Raw genomic sequence first — 15691 nt, 5'->3', positions numbered from 1 at the left:
TTTCGCGTGCGCGGTGCTCCCTCGCCGTTCGCCCACCGGCCAAACGGCCCAAACCCGCGTGCCCGTCACACCGTTGGCAAGTTGACCACCGTTACCCACCGCCGCCCCCACCGCCCTCCGGGCGTCGCCCCCGCTTCGCGGGTGTGTCGCGCTCCGCGCGCTTTGGGCCTCGCTACGCTCGGACGAGCTTCCTGGGTCGGGCTTCGCCCGACGTTCGTGCCGGGGGCCGTGCCGTACGCGCACGTCGGAGTCTGCAAACTGCAGTACGGCAGAGCCGTGGTGCCCGCCGCCCGCCGTCGCCAGTTGAGCCCTGTTCCCGGGTTTCGCGTGCGCGGGGCTTCCTCGCCGTTCGAGCGCTGGCCGAAACGAGCCCTCGCCAGCCCTCGCGCCGTTGAACGTGTAGGCCGTTGTTCCATTCCCGCCGCCCTACGGGCGTCGTCCCGCGCTCCGCGCGCAATCGGCCGCGCTACGCTCGGACGATCTTCCCCGGTCGGGCTTCGCCCGACGCTTGCGCCCCCGGTTACTCACGGGGCGTCCGGTAGATCCGGTAAACGCTGACATGCCGCAATCGATCCACGCGTCCGTCAGGCGCAGGTCAGATGGCGGGGGCCCGCATCGCGTCCCGGGAAGTGGTGGGCGTTCCCCGCAGCCTGGGCCGGCCGGCCTGTGCGATGTCCCGATACGAAGATTCCCGCCTACACCACTCGGCGGCACGCCCTCATGGCCCGGCCTTGATCACAACGTCGTCCCCTGCCCGCGTACCACTACGCCGAAGGAGGGGAATGAACGGCCTTCCGCATCTCGTACCAATCGTCCCCCACCGGCTTCCCCGAGAGGTTCCAGCTCCACGACACCGTCGGAGTGATGCGGATATACGTCCCCGGCCCGACCATGCCGACCCGCTCGAACGGTTGCTCCGCGAGCCCGTAGATCCGTAGCCCACGGGCGATGAACGGGTCCATCGAGAGCACGTCATCGATGACAAGAGCCACCTTGTCATGCCCCGCGCCGACGTTCCGGAACTTCCGCGTCCGAGTGACCGTGGCACCCCCGCCGACCCACAAAAAGGCGCCGTCATACTCGACCGCGACCGGAACGGCATCCGGCTGCCCCTCCCCGCCCACGGTCGCCAACCGCCCGACCGGCTGCGAGCGAAGATACTCGATCTCTTCCTCGGTAAAGGACATCTGCTCCCTCTCGTCAGGCCGTCAAAGGCCCAACCTATGCCCTCTGCCGCCCACGGCATTTCCGGCAGGCGTGAGCGCCTTTCGGCCCCCGGAGCGAGGTGCCGTATCCGCATGACCAGGCGTTCTTTCGCGGCATCAGGCCCGGCCCGAGTCCGATGGAGACGCCCCTGACCTGACTTCAAGCGGCCAAAGGAACGTGACGAGAAGTCGCCAGGAGCACCCGACACGACTTCCACCCGGCCGCGGATCCCGTGGGAGTTCCCGGTCAGGACAGCCTTTCGCATATCCACATAGGCGAGGTGCACACCTGAACCGGCGCGCCGATACGAGGCCATGTCTCACCGGCGCAAAAGCCCCCGGAGTTCGCCCGCGATCAGTTCAGGGTCCTCCTCCGCCATGAAGTGCCCGCACGACACGGTGGTGTGAACCAGATCAGGCGCCCAAGCCGCCCAGACCGCCCGAGCGTCATACCCCAGCGCCGCCCCCCAGTCCTGCTGAACCACGCTGACCGGCATCGCCAGCCGCGCCCCCGCCTCCCTGGCCACCTGGTCGTGCTCGACGTCAACGGTCGCCGAAGCCCGGTAATCGGCCACGATCGATGGCACCGCCTCCCGGCAGGCCGCCAAGTACGCCGCCCGAACCTTACTAGGCACAGCACCCGGCCCCCCGCCCCAGACATCCAGGAAGTGCCCGAAGAAGACATCCGGCGCGGCCCCGATCATCTTCTCCGGCAGCCCCGGCGGCTGCGCCATCAGATACAGATGGAACCCCACCGCCGCGCTCGTCCCCCGCATCACCTCCCACATGTCCAGAGTCGGAAGCACGTCCAAGCAGGCCAGGTGAGTCACCACGTCAGGGTGGTCGAGCCCGGCGCGGAAGGCGACCAAGGCCCCCCGGTCGTGCCCGGCCAGCGCGAAGCGCTCATGGCCGAGCGCCCGGCCCAGGCCGACCACATCAGCCGCCATCGTCCGCTTCGCATAGAGATCAGGATCAGCCCCGACGGGCTTGTCGCTGGCCCCGTACCCCCGCAGATCAGGACAGATGACCGTGTAGTCGGCCGCGAGATCGCCCGCGACATGCCGCCACATCAAATGGGTCTGCGGAAAGCCGTGCAACAGCACGATCGGCGGACCCGAGCCGCCCACCGCCACGTTCAGCGCGACATCGCCGCTCACCCGCACGCGCTGGTAGTCGAAACCGGAGATGGTCGGTGCCATGGCGAACCTCCTTGAAGCGAACCGCCGGATGGCGGACACCACCGAGCCTGCAACCCGCGAATCAGCATCCGGTCAGCGTCAGCCCCCTACCGTGGTGCCGGGAGGTGGTGAGAGGCGGTGGCGGAGCGGGTCGCGTTCGGGGTGCTCGGGCCGGTGGTGGCCGAGCGCGGTGGCGTCGCGCTGGGTCTGAAAGGGCCCCGGCACCGCGCCGTACTGGCCCGGCTGATCATCGCCCGCCGCCGGGTGGTACCGGTGTCCGGCCTGGTCACGGACCTGTGGGACGACCCAGGGCCCGGAGCCGTCGGCGCGGTGCAGACCTTCGTGGGCGCGCTGCGCCGCGTACTCGAACCCGAACGCCCGCCCAGATCGCCCGCCCGTCTGCTGGTCACCGAGGGCCCCGGCTACGCGCTGCGCGCCGCGCCCGGCGACGTGGACGCCTGGCGGTTCGAGGCCGCCGTCGCCGACGCGGCGGCGCTGCCTCCCGCGCAGGCGCTCGGCCGGATCGAGGCGGCGCTGGCGGACTGGCGCGGGCCCGCGTACGCGGAGTTCGCCCAGGAGGAGTGGACCCGCGCCGAACGTTCCCGGCTCGGCGAACTCCGGCTCCAGGCCGTCGAACGACGGGCGGAGGCCCGGCTGGCGCTCGGCCTGGCCGCCGACGCGGTGCCCGACCTGGACGCCCACCTGACCGAACACCCCTGGCGCGAGGGGGCCTGGCGGCTGCTCGCGCTGGCGCTGTATCGGACGGGCCGCCAGGGCGACGCGCTGGCCGTACTGCGCCGGGCCAGGACCGTCCTCGCCGATGAGCTGGGCATCGACCCCGGCCCGGAGCTGCGCCGCCTGCACGCCGACATCCTGGCGCAGGACCCTCGGCTGGACCGGCCCTACGGCCCGGCGTCGGCGGGCGAGCTTTGGGCGCGTACGGCGCAGGCGTACGACCGTGCGGTCGCCGTGGGCGCCCGCGCCCGGCTGGAGTCCAGCGTGGGGCTGCTGCGCGACCTCGCGATGGCCGGGGGCGGCGGGCTGCGGGCGGCCAGGGAGCACCGGATGGCGGCGATCGCGGCGGCGGAGGAGTTCGGTGACCCGGAGCTGACGGCCCGGGTGATCGGCGCGTACGACGTGCCGACCATCTGGCCGCGCAGCGACGATCCGGAGGAGTCCGCGCGGATCGCGGCCATCGCGGAGCGCACGCTGGCCGCCCTGCCGACCGGCGGGCCGCACGCGGCCCTACGTTGCCGCCTGCTGGTCACGGTCGCGCTGGAGACGCGCGGCGTCCGCTCCCCGCGCGGTCCGCGGGCCGCCCGCGAGGCCGAGGGGATCGCCCGCGCCCTCGCCGATCCGGCGCTGCTGGCGTTCGCCCTGGACGGGATGTACGCGCAGTCGTGCACCCGCGCCGGGCTCGCGCCGCAGCGGGCCGCGATCGGCGCGGAACTGCTCGATCTCGCGCCCCGGCACGGCATGGTGACGTACGAGATCCTCGGGCACCTGATCCGCGTACAGGCGCTCAGCGCGCTCGGTGACCTGGGCGCGGCCGACGAGCACGCCGCCGCCGTGGACCTGCTGGCCGAGCGGCACGAACGGCCGCTCGCGGGCGTGTTCACCGAGTGGTACCGGGCGCTGCGGCCGGCGGTCCGGGGGGACTTCGCGCAGGCCGAGGACGCCTATCGGGCCGCCGCCCGGCGGCTGGAGGGCGCGGGGATGCCGGGCGTGGAGCGGGGGCTGCCGGCGCTGGCGCTGCTGTGCCTGCGGCTGGCGGATGATCCGCTGTCCGCCGGGGAGGCGGCGGGGCACATCGACCCGGACGCGGACTGGGGGCCGTACGCGGCCTGGGCCGAGCCGTACGCCCTGCTGCGCTCCGGCCGCCGCACCGAGGCCCGGACCACGCTGCGCGCGCTGCCGGAACCGCCTCCCGACCTGCTTTATGAGGCGTTGTGCTGCGTGCAGGCGGCGGTCGCCCTGGAGCTGGGGGACCGGCTCGTGCTCGAACAGGTCCATGCCCGGCTGCGGCCCGCCGCGGGTCAGCTCGCGGGCGCGGGCAGCGGCCTGCTCACCGCAGGCCCGGTGGACCGCTGGCTCAGCGTGATCGCCTCCGCGTGAGGGCGCTGTTCAGTACGGCATGCCCACTGAACGCCGCCCACCGTCGCCGGTCCCGGCCCGGTGCCCGGGTTTCGCGGGGTGCGGCTAACCGCGCCGCCCGGTGCCACCACAGAATTTGCACGTCTTCGTGCTCACTTCGTAATGAACCTCACCGGTTTGCGGGTCCTTGACGCGAATGCGCTCCGTGATGGTGCCCACACCCTTGCATGGACGGCATTCGGCCATTCAAAGCGTCTTTTCCATCGGCGTCATCACGACCTTGACCTTGCAGTACGGGCACACCTGGTCCACCGGGTGGCCGAAGACGTTGGGTGTCACGATGTAGCCGGTCGCCGCCCTCCGCGCCGCCCTGCGCTCCCATTCGGCCACCTCTGAGACGCGGGGCTCGTCCGGAAGGTACATGTGCCAGACCTTGCCGCCTACCTGCATGCAAGCCTCCCGCGCAGAGAGTAAACCGGTGACCCCCTGGTGCCCGACCAGTTTAAGCCGTGTCGCAAAAGATCATTATGAGTTGTGCGTGACCGCGATGGCGCGAAAAAGGGGACCAAGTCCTGCATTCCGAACACATCATCCACATCATCGCCACGACCGAACCGGGCGCGGGCAAGGCCCGCACCCGGTGCGTTTCAACCGCGTTTTCCGGTCAGCCCTCCGACGATCCCCCGTCCAGCAGGGCATCGATCATTTCCTGGATCTGCGCGTGCCCGGTGGTCCCCAGGGCCCCGCCCAGCGCCTGGGCCAGCTTGTCGAAGGGGTCGTCCACCGACACCCCCTTCATCGCCTCGGCCAGCTCCTCCACCGTCCACAGCCCGTCCTTGTGCACCCGGTCCCCGCGCGACCACGGGTGGTTCACGGCCACCGACCCGGCACGGACCGACAGCACCTGCCCGGTCAGCGGGCACCCGGCCGAGGCCAGGTAGGCCGCCACAGGCGCGCTGGCGGCCGGGCTCAGCGGGTCGAACCCGTCGGCCGGCTTCTCGCTCATCCCGGGAACCTCCAGCGTGAGCCTGGTACGCGCCATCGACGGCGAGATGCAGTTGACCCGCACGCCGTACCGGCCCAGCTCCAGCGCCCCGACCGTGGTCATCGCCGCGACGCCCGCGTTCCCGGCCGCGTAGGACGACTGCGCGGGCAGCGGGTTGAGCAGGCCCGAGCCCGACGAGGTGTTGATGACCGCGCGGTCCACGCGCTCACCGGCCGCGTGCCGCTCGCGCCAGTACCGGGCCGCCCAGCGGGTGACCGCGAACGTGCCCTTCAGCTTGACCGCGACCACCACATCGAAGTCCTCCTCGCTCAGGTCGGCCATGCCCCGGTTGCGCTCGATGGTGGCGTTGTTGATGAGTACGTGCAGGTCACCGAACGTGTCCACGGCCGTCTCGACCATCCGCCGGGCGCCCTCCCAGTCGGTGACGCTGTCGGTGTTGGCGACCGCCTGCCCGCCGCGCGCGGTGATCTCCTCCACCACCGCCGCCGCGACGCCCGTGTCGCCGCCGCTGCCGTCGATGGCGACCCCGGGGTCGTTGACGACGACCTTCGCGCCCTCCCCGGCGAAGTACAGCGCCTCTTCACGGCCGATGCCGCGCCCCGCGCCGGTGATGAGTACGACGCGTCCGTCCAGGCTCCCCATGTCCCTCTCCTCCTCCAACTCGCTTCACTCGATGTAACACTACACTGAATGAAGTGATGCACAAGATGCAATAGCATGTGGCAATGACGACGGAGAGCCCCGGCCTGCGGGAGCGGAAGAAGCAGCGCACGCGGCAGGCGCTGGTCGAGGCGGCGGTCCGCCTGTTCGCCGAGAAGGGGTACGAAGCGGTCACCGTGGCCGAGATCGCCGAGGCGGCCGAGGTGTCCACCCGCACCTTCTTTCTCCACTTCCCGGCCAAGGAGGACGTGCTCTTCGCCAACGCCGACGTACGGATCGACCTCGCGCTGAGCGCGGTCGCCGAGCGCGGCGACACGGACCGACTGGCCGACGTGCTGGACAGGGCGATGGAGCAGATGATCGCCGACACCTGGGACAGCGACCTGACCAGCGGCCTGGCCGCCCTACGGGCCCGCCTCGCGGTGTCCGCACCGGTGCTCCAGGCCCGCCTCCTCCAGCGCTACATGGCCGCCCAGACCGACCTGTCCCGCGCCCTGCACCAGGCGTACCCGCGCGACCTCGACGAGGTCAGCGCCGCCGCCCTGGTCGGCGCTGCCATCGGCGCCGTCAGCGCCGCCACCCTCGCCGCCCTCCAGCGCGGCGACCCGCCCGAGGCGGTCCGCGAGGCGATGCATCAGGCGATGGCCCTTGTCACGTCCCGTCGTGGTGAGAGCGGGTGAGCCCCCCGGGCGAGATGGTCGTGCAGGGCGGCATGCCGGAACTGGTACACCGGACCGACCGCCCGCAGCAACCCCAGCCGATGGGCATCGTCCAGGAAACTCATGAACCGCCAGGGCAGTTTCCCGACGAGGGCCAGCGGCACGACCGTGAACGTCAGCGCCAGCCAGGCATGATGCTTTCCGGCCACCAGCCCGAACAGCCAGCCGAATCCGAATCCGATGGCGAACCCGAACCCGAATCCGAATCCGATGGCGGGCCCGATGGCGGACCCGGATACGTAGTCCACATCGCTGAACATACTGAGGACGAGGGACATCGGTACGGCCACCGCCGCGCCGATGGTGAGCCCGAAGAGCGTGGCGGTCATGATCACCCGGAGGAAGGTGAGGTGACGGTCGGCGCGATGGCTGGACTGCGGGGTGCTGACCTCGTCGGCCAGCGGGCGTTCCGTCCACCTGATCAGTCCGATCACCGGCCCGAACGCCACTCCGAACATGATCCCGCCGAGGAAGGCGTATAGAAGCCCCAGTTCGACCCCGAACGGCAGCCCGAACAGCAGCCCGCACAGCGAGCCGAGCAGCACTCCGAACCCCACTCCGCGCAGCAGTTCGCGAGGCAGCGAGCGGGTCTTTGAACGTCGGCGTAGCCGAAATCCCATATAGCCGGGCAGATCATCGCCCCATGAATCGGTCGCCACGGCCCCAATGGCGAAAGCGCTGATGAGCCCGTACAAGAACCACTCAGGGCTTTCCGTGACGGCCCATCCCCACACTCCCACAGTGGCTTCGGCCGCGGCTCCGGGAAGCAGCCCGCGTGCCACCTTGCGCGCCCAGACACGCGGTCGGCTCGCCGGCGTCCGCTCCTTTGGACGACTAATGGCCGCGATCGCCGCCGCCGCCCCGAATGCCATTCCGAGCGGGGAACCAAGCTGCGCGCCTGCTAACAGGCCCGCCAGCAATGAGTCGAGGATGGAGGACCCGGCCAGCCCCGCCCATAACACCCCGGCGATTCCGCCAGTGACACAGAACACCGGTACCGAGCACAGAAAGATCGCCACTCCCACTTTGAGTGGAAATCCACGCGACGTGCGGGCGAGCCGCCACCAGGTGATGTCACCGGGCGGCGGGAAGCGGCGGGCCAGAAAGGTCAGATAGCGCAGGGTGGTGGACGGATCCAGCCTGCGCGACGGCCGGAAATGGTCGGCAGGGTCGGTGCTGGGCGATCGGGTCTCGATGAGCGAGGGAATGAGTTCGTTCAGGAGATGGGCCCGAAGCTCGGCAGGAGCCCGGTTCGAGGCCAGCAGTTCGAGCAAGAGGCCGGGGTCTTTACCGGTGTCCACATAGACCGTGCGGATCAACCATAGATCGAGTGCGGTCAGGCGTGGGGCGGTATCGTCGCCCAATGCCGCCAGTACGCGTTTCCAGGTCTCCGGAGGCGACGCGGCCAGGCAGTCACCCAAATAGCTCGCGCCGGCGGGCTGGGAGAGCACCAGGGGGGCGATGGTGGCCCCCGCGTTCAGTGGACGCCCTGCGGAGGCGATCGCGCGTTCCCACTCGGCGCGGCGACTGGTGAGGATCAGTTGGGCGTTCGTGTCCAGGGAGGCGTTGAGTCTCCTGATCACTTCTGCGCTCGCTGATTCCTCGATTTCATCGAGGCCGTCCAGGACGGGAAGGATGTGCCCCTCCCGGACGAGCCGGGCGAACACACCCTTCCCGTGCGCGGCCGTGGCGAGGGCCGGATAGTCGTGAGCCAGTCGTACGGCGAGCCAGTCTTGCAGGTAAGGGTGGATTTTCGTATCCCACCCGCTGATCGGGATCAGTACGGGCACCGGGACGATCTCATCGGGCCGGGCCGACTGTTTGTGCTCAGCACGGATGTCCAGAAGGCCCAGGAGCAACTGCATGGCCAGCGTGGTCTTTCCCGTGCCCGGGTCGCCGATGATGATCAATCGTCGCTGGCCCAGTTCGCGGAAGAAGCCGATGAGCCCCGGCACATCATCGCTGTGCCCGGTAAAGGCGGAGAAGTCTGGGCCGATCAGGTGGGATCGGCTGGTACTTTCCAGATTTTCGGCCATCCGCCAGGGGACGGGAATCGGTTTCGGGTCATTGAGCCGACGATGTCGTGCCTCGGCCCGCCATTGCTCTTTGACCAGGGAGGCCAGATCGTCAGCGGCGGCGTTCACATTGATCGGGGCGGCCGGCGGTCGCCGGGCCCAGGCGATTATGGCGACCGTCCACGGAATTATGGCCACGCCGAGGATGACGAGATCGTTGACGGTGGCCTTGGCGTCCGCCTTCAACGCACGCGTAAGTACGATCACGATCGCCGCCAGTGAGGCGATGGCCAGCGCGGCGAGTATCGCCCGCTGTGTCGAGCGTCGGCCCATCTTCGGTATGGTGTCGGAATCGCCGTCGGTCGGACAACTGCCTTGCGGACTTCTTCATTGAACGCGCGTAATGTCTTAATTGTGACTGGTGAAGTAGTCCACCCTCAGTCACCCTTGCCTTTCTGGCCTGCGAGGCACAGGTAAGCGGGTATGTGGAAAGTCGGGGCAAGGGGACGAAGCGGTCACCGTTGCCGATATCGCCGAAGTGTCCACCCGCACCTTCTTTCTCCACTTCCTGGCCAAGGAGGACGTGCTCTTCGCCAAGGCCGACGTACGGATCGACCTCGCGCTGAGCGCGGTCGCCGAGCGCGGCACCACAGAAGCGCCGGCGGATGTCCTGGTCAGGGCGATGCGGCAGATGATCGCCGACGCCTGGGACAGCGACCTGACCAGCGGCCTCGCCGGGTCTGCGCTGGTGTCGCAGGCCCGCCTGCTCCAGCGCTACATGGCCACCCAGAGCGGACTCGCCCAGGCCCTCCACCACGCATACCCCGACGAGCTCGACAAGGTCACCACCGCCACCCTGGCGAACCTCCAGTGCGGCGACCCGCCCCAGGCCGTCCGCGAGGTGCATCAGGCGATGGCCCTGGTCACGCCCCGCCGTACCGAGCCCCGGCGAGATGATCGTGCAGCGCCGCATGCCGGAACTGATAAACCGGACCGACGGCCCGCAGCAGCCCCAGCCGATGGGCGTCGTCCAGAAACCCCATGAACCGCCAGGGCAGTCTGCGCAGAAGGGCCGAGGGCACGGCGGTGTACGTCAGCACCAGCCAGGCGTGATGATTCCCGGCCACCAGCCCGAACATGAACCCGAAGACGAAGCCGAGGGTGAACCCGAACACGAGCCCGATCACGACCCGCGCCTCGGTGGCGAGGCCCGCGAGCAGTGCGGTCTGGCGGAAGGCCGGCCACAGTGCGAGCACGAGTCCTATGGCGAGCCCGAAGAGCAGCCCCGTCAGGCACGCGCGCAGCAGGGTCAGCGCACGGTCGGCGCGATAAGAGGTGAGCGGCGTGCCGAGGGCCGTCACGAGCGGCCGTTCCACCCACCTGATCAGGCCGATCATCGGCCCGAACGCCAAGCCGAAGCAGATCCCGGCGACGAGTATGTATTGCACGCCGACCCTGAATCCACCCGAAAGCCCGAATATCAGCCCACAGAGCACACCGGGTGCCAGCCCGCGCGACATCGCGCGCCGCATCCTGTGCCAGAGCGGGCCGGGTGCCGGACGCCCACGTCTGCGCAGTCCGGCGTAGCCCGGCACCTGCTCGACCCACGCGCCGCCGGCCGCGACCATGATGGCGAACCCACCGGTCAGGCCGAAGAGGGCGCCGATGGATGGGCTACCGCTGGCGTTGACGGCCCACAGCCCGAAGGGGACGCCGAACGCGCCCCCCGGCAGCAACCCGCGACCGGCCCTGCGTATGAAAGAGCGAGCGCGTCCGGCAGGGACCCTGTTGCCTGCCATCGGCACTGCCGACAGCCCGGCCGCCGATCCGAAGGCGAGCCCGAGCATCGTCCCGAGGGGGGTGCCGGTCGTCAGCCCCGACCGCATCCCGATACCGGCGGCATGCGGCCCGGATGCCACGGCGTACATGATCGCGCCGCAGACCCCGAAGCTCACCGCACTGAGCGCCATGCTGGTCAGCAGCGTCGCCAGCGCCACCGTGAGCGGGAACCACCGCGACGTGCGGGCCAGGCGCCACCAGACGATGTCGCGGGTCGCCTGCGGATCGAAGCGCCTCGCCAGAAATCCGAGGTACTTGCGGACGGCATCCGGGTCGAGCGGGCGGGAGGGGCGGAAATGATCGGCGCGTTCGGTGCTGGGCGGTCGTCCGGCGATGAGCGCGGGGATCAGGCGGTCGAGCAGATGCGCGTGCAACGCCTCAGGGTCCTGACCGAGCGGTCCGGCCAGGGGAGCGGGATCGACGCCCGTATTGAGGTAGACGGCACGGATCAGCCACAGGCCCAGCGGGGTGGCGGCTATCGCCACCAGGCCGGGCGCTGGCTGGTCGTCCAGCGCGGTGAGCACCCGCGACCAGGCTTCGGAGGGCGTTCCTGCCAGGCAGTCGCGCAAGTAGTCCGCGCCGACCTTCGCGGGCACCCGCTCGGGGGCGATGACCAGGGCCCCGGTCAGCGGGCGGCCCGTCCGCGCGACGGCATCACCGAACTCGGCGCTGCGGCTGGTGACGATGAGCTGGTCGCGGCCGTCGAGGGAGGCGTTGAGCGCCTTGATCACCTCGGTGCGAGCCTCCGGCCCGATCTCGTCGAGCCCGTCCAGCACGGCCAGGATGTGACCGCCGTGCGCCAGCGCGGCGGGCGCGTCCGGCCCGTGCTCGGGGGCGGTCAGGGCGGGGTAGTCCTGGGCCAGTCGTACGGCGAGCCAGTCGTGCAACTGGGGGTGAACGGCGGGGTCCCATCCGCTGATGGGGATCAGCACGGGCACCGGGACCGTCTCACCGGGCCCGGCGGACGCCTTGTCCTCGGCGCGGGTGGAGAGCAGATGCAGCAGCAACTGCACGGCAAGGGTGGTCTTTCCGGTACCGGGGCCGCCGGTGATGATCAGCCGTCTCCGGGTGAGGTTGCGGAACAACCGGGCCAGCTCGGGCATGTCATCGCTGCGCGCGGTGAGGCGGGCACGCTTGGGGCTCACCAGATCCGGCGGGCTCATGGCCTGCTGATCGCCCACAGGCTTCCAATGGACGGGGATCGGCTCGGGATCGCCGAGCAGACGACGCCGTGCCTCGGCCCGCCATTGCCTTTCCACCAGAGCGGCCAGGGCGTCGGCGGCCTTGTCCAGGTCCATGGGGGCGGAGGGGGGACGTCTGGCCCATGCCACCAGAGCGATCATCGCGCCGACCACCGGGGGGATGAACGCGGCGAGATCGAGAAGAGTCGCCTTCGCATTCGGATCGACTATGCGAGCGACCATGATCATTAGCGCTATGAGCGCGATGATGGCCAGTGTCGCGAATGTCATCCGGTGTACTGAGCGTCGGCTCACCTGCAATATGGTGGCGGATCACGGGCTGGGAGGGCCGTTATTTCACTGACTCGTATTGACGAGTTTTCTGCTTTCACGAACTTCGTCGCTTCCGGCCAATTGGGCAATTGTAGCCGGGAGCATGAAAATCGGGGCAGTGGACGACGGCGATGGTGCTGTAGCGCTCTGCTGTGAGCCAGAAGCCCCAGCAAACGCTGTCGGCCTCGGCCAGGTGGGCGGAGGCGGCGGTGAGCAGGTATGCGCGGTCGGCCAGTGGCCCCATGCTCTCCTTGGAGGCGAACGCGGGGGCGAGTTCGTCGAAGCGTTCGGCGAGCCAGGTGACCGCCTCGTCCACGGTGTGGGCGGTCTTTCGGATCTGGGCGGGGGCTTTGAGCAGGTAGTCGCACATACGGAACGGCGGGCAGGCCGCGCTGCGGAATTCGGGATTGCCGAGATCGAGGGGGGTACTCCGCAATCCATCCATTTTGTCCAGGGTGACGCGCTGGCCGATCCACTGGTACGCATGGAAGTGATCTACGTTTGGCATTGGGTTCCTCATGCTGATGACGCCCCCGCAGTAACTATCACAAGCGGGGGCGTCGGGAAGGCCGCTTAGCGCACGGCGGTGGTGTCGATACCGGCGGCCCGCAGTTCGGCTTCGGTGAACCGCAGGGGGGAGGCGGCCGGGTTCTTACTGTCGGCGATGAGGTAGGCGTCGGACGTTCCGGGAATCCTGCCGATCAGCATGCAGGCTTCACCTTCGCCGTCCTCATTGTTGTTCCCGCCGCAGAGCCGTACAAGAGTGGCATTGGCGGAGGGAAGGGCGTATAGGTTGGGGCTCACTTGCCTTCTTTCGTGTAGTGGGTGGATATTTATGGATAAGGGGAAGGTGGGGCTATCGAGCTGTGGATCTCCTTTCGTCGGCTGCCGTCTGGCGGGGAGTCAGGGGGCGCGTGGCGGCTCTTCCTGAGGGAAGGGGAGCGTGGCGAAGACGATCTTTCCGCCTGCGTGGGCGCCGTCGGGGAGGACGCTGTATCCGCTGTCCCGGGTGAGGTGCCGGACGATCTCCAGGCCACGGCCGCGCAGGGCGTCGGGGGGCGGCATGCCGCGCGGGTGGGGGATGCGGGGGTGCGGGTCCCATACCTCGATGAGGACGCAGTCGCTCAGCTCTGACAGGTAGATCCGTACGACGGCGCGGGCGGTGATGACGACACGGGGGTCGGTGAATCCGAGGGCGTCCACGGCGTTGGTGAGGAGTTCGGAGACGACGAGTTGGGCGTCGGCGAGGAAGTCATCGTCTAAGTGGCCCCAGCCGCGCAGAACGGCCGTCGCGTACGTGCGCCCGATATGAATGGAATTGGGGAGAGCGATAAGGGTAAGGGCGTCGTGGCGGAGTATCGGGGATTCTGTCGGGCTGGGCATGGGCAATCCAGGATTAGTATGTCGGCTTTTGTGTCAATGTCCGGCTTGGTGCAATTGCGGTCGGCCAGAAAATGCACGTTGCCCGATCAGATTGCCCGTACTCCCGTACGATGGGGATCGATATTACTTGACACCAGGTGACGCTGAACGACAGATATGACAAAAGCGGACGTACTAATTTGTCGTATCTCTGCCCTGAGTCACCTAACCAGTCCTGGGAGGCAGGATGGCAGCCAACTCGCCGAACCTCGACCCGCGCACGTCGGCTCAGGCTGCCTTTGCGGCTGAGCTGCGGAAATACCGCCAGTTGAGGAACGTGACCCAGGATCAGGTGGCGAGGGCGCTCTCGTGTGATCAGACCTTGATCAGTGCTTTGGAGAACTGCAAGCGGACACCGCAGCGCAACCAGGCCGAGCGGCTTGACGAGTTCTTCGGGCTGACCGAACGGCGCGTGTTCGTCCCGATCTACGAGCAGATAGTGCGGGAGGCGCGGTCGCCACGATGGTCGGTGAAATGGGCGGACGAGATCGAACCGTTCGCGACCGTCCTACGGACATGGGCACCGCTTCTCGTGCCGGGACTGTTCCAGACAGAGGCATACGCCCGGGAGATCTTCACATCGTCGCCTATGGCTCCGCCCGCCGCAGAGCGGATTGAAGAGCAGATCAACGGACGGATGCTGCGTAAGGCGGTCCTCGACCGGGTTCCACCGCCCGCCGTTTGGGATCTGATCGACGAGGGGGTGCTGCATCGCCCGATCGGAGGTGCGGCGGTGCTCGTGGAGCAACTCCGCTACCTGCTGGAGATAGCCCATAATCCGGCTATAACGATACAAATAGTGCCTATGTGGGCGGGTTGTGCCCCTGGCCTTGTGGGAACCTTTACCCTGGCCGAGGTTCCGGGCCGACCTGGTGCCGTGCTGATGGAGTCCACGGGAGGCGGGCATGTGGTCACTGACTCCCTAGTGGTCGCCCAGCATCAGAAGCGTTATGACACGATACGGGCGCACGCATACCCCAAGAAGCAGTCACAACAGGTGATCAGGGACGCGATCGAAAAATGGAGCATGCAGATCTGAGCAGTGCTGACCTAAGTCATGCCGCTTGGCGTAAGGCGAAGATGTCTACCGACCAGGCGACCAGCGGATGCGTTGAGGTCGCCACGAACATCGCTGGCGTGGTCGCCGTCCGTGACAGTAAGAATCCTGAGCGCGCTCCGCTGGTCTTCACGCCGCACGAGTGGGCCTGCTTCCTGGATGGTGCCAAGAACGGCGAATTCGAGCTGCCCTAGTCCTCCAATAGGGCCGGGCGGTCGGCGGTCTGCGCATCCAGCAGGTGGATGGTCGGGGACCGTCGAGCCGCCCGGGTGTCACCGTTTACCGTGCAATCACCGGGTTACGGCCTACCACCCGCCCCAGAGCTGGTAGTCGCCGCCGTTGCAGCCACCCGAATAGACTCTTCTGCCGTTGCCATCGAGGCATGCGCCGGTCTGTCGATTGCGGAGGCGGAACACCTCGACATACCTGGAGGCATCGAAGCTGTAACGAGTACCGGCCGAGATGACGTCCCACCGCTGGTAGTTTCCGCTGTTGCAGGCGTGACCGTAAGCGCCGCCCGAGTTGTTGCCGTCGAGGCAGGTCCATACGGGGTCGTCCTGAACGATCTCGTAGCCGTTGCCCTTGTTGATGAACTGGAAACGCCGCGAGCTGGACTCGTAGGTGAAGCCGGCTCCGACCTTCCATATTTGAAGGTATCGCCCGTCGCAGCACGGATTGGAAGTGGGCCCGAAGTGCTGAAGGTGCACCCAGCCGCCGGGTGCCGCGTGCGCCGGGACGGTCGTCAGGGATACCGTGGATAGCATGACAACGAGGACGGCGAGTAGTCTGCTGAGAGTCTTTGGTGTCACCGGTATGGCCTTTCTAGGCAACGTCGTGTCGCCGTGAGCGTATATAGCCGCAACTCGCTGATCCAGATGCATTCCATGCGTATAGTTGAACATCACTCAAAAACGGGATGAATTGCCGCAAGGTCTTGACGCTGATCTATAGCGCGCTATTTTCTCGATAGCCGCACGCGAAA

The 15691-nt window shown here is 68.3% G+C and carries 14 protein-coding genes; 4 read left to right on the top strand and 10 right to left on the bottom strand.

All coding sequences use genetic code 11. The features are described from left to right. Positions 1–764 precede the first annotated feature (764 nt). The gene (locus tag DP939_RS27135) at positions 765–1187 is read right to left on the bottom strand and encodes a PPOX class F420-dependent oxidoreductase (protein WP_113983598.1); all 423 of its coding nucleotides are present in this window, start codon (positions 1185–1187) and stop codon (positions 765–767) included. Positions 1188–1525: 338 nt separating this feature from the next. Then, the gene (locus DP939_RS27130) at positions 1526–2404 is read right to left on the bottom strand and encodes an alpha/beta fold hydrolase (protein ID WP_113983597.1); all 879 of its coding nucleotides are present in this window, start codon (positions 2402–2404) and stop codon (positions 1526–1528) included. 117 nt (positions 2405–2521) lie between these two features. Here DP939_RS27130 and DP939_RS27125 point away from each other — a divergent pair, with 117 nt between their 5' ends. Then, positions 2522–4498, top strand: a complete 1977-nt coding sequence (locus tag DP939_RS27125; protein ID WP_113983596.1) for a BTAD domain-containing putative transcriptional regulator — start codon at positions 2522–2524, stop codon at positions 4496–4498. Positions 4499–4723: 225 nt separating this feature from the next. Here DP939_RS27125 and DP939_RS27120 read toward each other — a convergent pair whose 3' ends face one another. Then, positions 4724–4927: a hypothetical protein gene (locus DP939_RS27120; RefSeq protein WP_113983595.1), complete on the bottom strand. Its 204-nt coding sequence runs from the start codon at positions 4925–4927 to the stop codon at positions 4724–4726. 214 nt (positions 4928–5141) lie between these two features. Beyond that, entirely contained in the window at positions 5142–6125 is a 984-nt protein-coding gene (locus DP939_RS27115) for an SDR family NAD(P)-dependent oxidoreductase (RefSeq protein ID WP_113983594.1), read from the bottom strand. Positions 6126–6208: 83 nt separating this feature from the next. Here DP939_RS27115 and DP939_RS27110 point away from each other — a divergent pair, with 83 nt between their 5' ends. Then, on the top strand, positions 6209–6823 hold the full coding sequence (locus tag DP939_RS27110) for a TetR/AcrR family transcriptional regulator (protein WP_113983593.1): 615 nt from the start codon (positions 6209–6211) through the stop codon (positions 6821–6823). Here DP939_RS27110 and DP939_RS27105 read toward each other — a convergent pair. The 5 genes from DP939_RS27105 to DP939_RS27085 form a co-directional block, all read right to left on the bottom strand. Continuing rightward, positions 6778–9210: an NACHT domain-containing protein gene (locus tag DP939_RS27105; protein ID WP_113983592.1), complete on the bottom strand. Its 2433-nt coding sequence runs from the start codon at positions 9208–9210 to the stop codon at positions 6778–6780. The genes DP939_RS27110 and DP939_RS27105 overlap by 46 nt on opposite strands. Positions 9211–9800: 590 nt before the next feature. Next, complete coding sequence (locus DP939_RS27100) at positions 9801–12188, bottom strand: hypothetical protein (protein ID WP_147268159.1); 2388 nt, start codon at positions 12186–12188, stop codon at positions 9801–9803. Between the two features lie 97 nt (positions 12189–12285). Next, positions 12286–12666 carry a hypothetical protein gene (locus tag DP939_RS27095; protein WP_147268158.1) on the bottom strand — a complete coding sequence of 127 codons (381 nt, stop codon included), beginning with the start codon at positions 12664–12666 and terminating at the stop codon, positions 12286–12288. 137 nt (positions 12667–12803) lie between these two features. Further along, a complete protein-coding gene (locus tag DP939_RS48840) occupies positions 12804–12938 on the bottom strand; it encodes a hypothetical protein (RefSeq protein WP_263972350.1) in 135 nt (44 codons plus the stop codon). Between the two features lie 195 nt (positions 12939–13133). After that, a complete protein-coding gene (locus tag DP939_RS27085; RefSeq protein WP_113983588.1) occupies positions 13134–13613 on the bottom strand; it encodes an ATP-binding protein in 480 nt (159 codons plus the stop codon). 226 nt (positions 13614–13839) lie between these two features. On the opposite strand from DP939_RS27085, the gene DP939_RS27080 reads away from it, so the two are divergent. Both DP939_RS27080 and DP939_RS27075 read left to right on the top strand, forming a co-directional pair. Further along, a complete protein-coding gene (locus DP939_RS27080) occupies positions 13840–14691 on the top strand; it encodes a helix-turn-helix domain-containing protein (RefSeq protein WP_113983587.1) in 852 nt (283 codons plus the stop codon). Next, the gene (locus DP939_RS27075) at positions 14673–14903 is read left to right on the top strand and encodes a DUF397 domain-containing protein (RefSeq protein WP_113983586.1); all 231 of its coding nucleotides are present in this window, start codon (positions 14673–14675) and stop codon (positions 14901–14903) included. The genes DP939_RS27080 and DP939_RS27075 overlap by 19 nt, the downstream gene beginning before the upstream one ends. A gap of 111 nt (positions 14904–15014) precedes the next feature. On the opposite strand, the gene DP939_RS27070 is transcribed toward DP939_RS27075, so the two are convergent. After that, positions 15015–15614: an RICIN domain-containing protein gene (locus DP939_RS27070; protein WP_147268157.1), complete on the bottom strand. Its 600-nt coding sequence runs from the start codon at positions 15612–15614 to the stop codon at positions 15015–15017. Positions 15615–15691 lie beyond the last annotated feature (77 nt).

This window comes from Spongiactinospora rosea (genome assembly GCF_003315795.1).
GTDB classification, from domain to species: Bacteria; Actinomycetota; Actinomycetes; order Streptosporangiales; family Streptosporangiaceae; genus Spongiactinospora; species Spongiactinospora rosea.
The sequence above is the reverse complement of the archived record's forward strand: the minus strand, read 5'-3'. Positions and strand labels throughout refer to the sequence as shown.

Bases quoted from the DNA above. Each gene is read 5' to 3' on its own strand.
- DP939_RS27135 (WP_113983598.1), bottom strand. From the start codon at position 1,187: ATGTCCTTTACCGAGGAAGAGATCGAGTATCTTCGCTCGCAGCCGGTC.
- DP939_RS27130 (WP_113983597.1), bottom strand. From the start codon at position 2,404: ATGGCACCGACCATCTCCGGTTTCGACTACCAGCGCGTGCGGGTGAGC.
- DP939_RS27120 (WP_113983595.1), bottom strand. From the start codon at position 4,927: ATGCAGGTAGGCGGCAAGGTCTGGCACATGTACCTTCCGGACGAGCCC.
- DP939_RS27115 (WP_113983594.1), bottom strand. From the start codon at position 6,125: ATGGGGAGCCTGGACGGACGCGTCGTACTCATCACCGGCGCGGGGCGC.
- DP939_RS27110 (WP_113983593.1), top strand. From the start codon at position 6,209: ATGACGACGGAGAGCCCCGGCCTGCGGGAGCGGAAGAAGCAGCGCACG.
- DP939_RS27105 (WP_113983592.1), bottom strand. From the start codon at position 9,210: ATGGGCCGACGCTCGACACAGCGGGCGATACTCGCCGCGCTGGCCATC.
- DP939_RS27100 (WP_147268159.1), bottom strand. From the start codon at position 12,188: ATGACATTCGCGACACTGGCCATCATCGCGCTCATAGCGCTAATGATC.
- DP939_RS48840 (WP_263972350.1), bottom strand. From the start codon at position 12,938: ATGCTGATCGGCAGGATTCCCGGAACGTCCGACGCCTACCTCATCGCC.
- DP939_RS27085 (WP_113983588.1), bottom strand. From the start codon at position 13,613: ATGCCCAGCCCGACAGAATCCCCGATACTCCGCCACGACGCCCTTACC.
- DP939_RS27080 (WP_113983587.1), top strand. From the start codon at position 13,840: ATGGCAGCCAACTCGCCGAACCTCGACCCGCGCACGTCGGCTCAGGCT.
- DP939_RS27075 (WP_113983586.1), top strand. From the start codon at position 14,673: ATGGAGCATGCAGATCTGAGCAGTGCTGACCTAAGTCATGCCGCTTGG.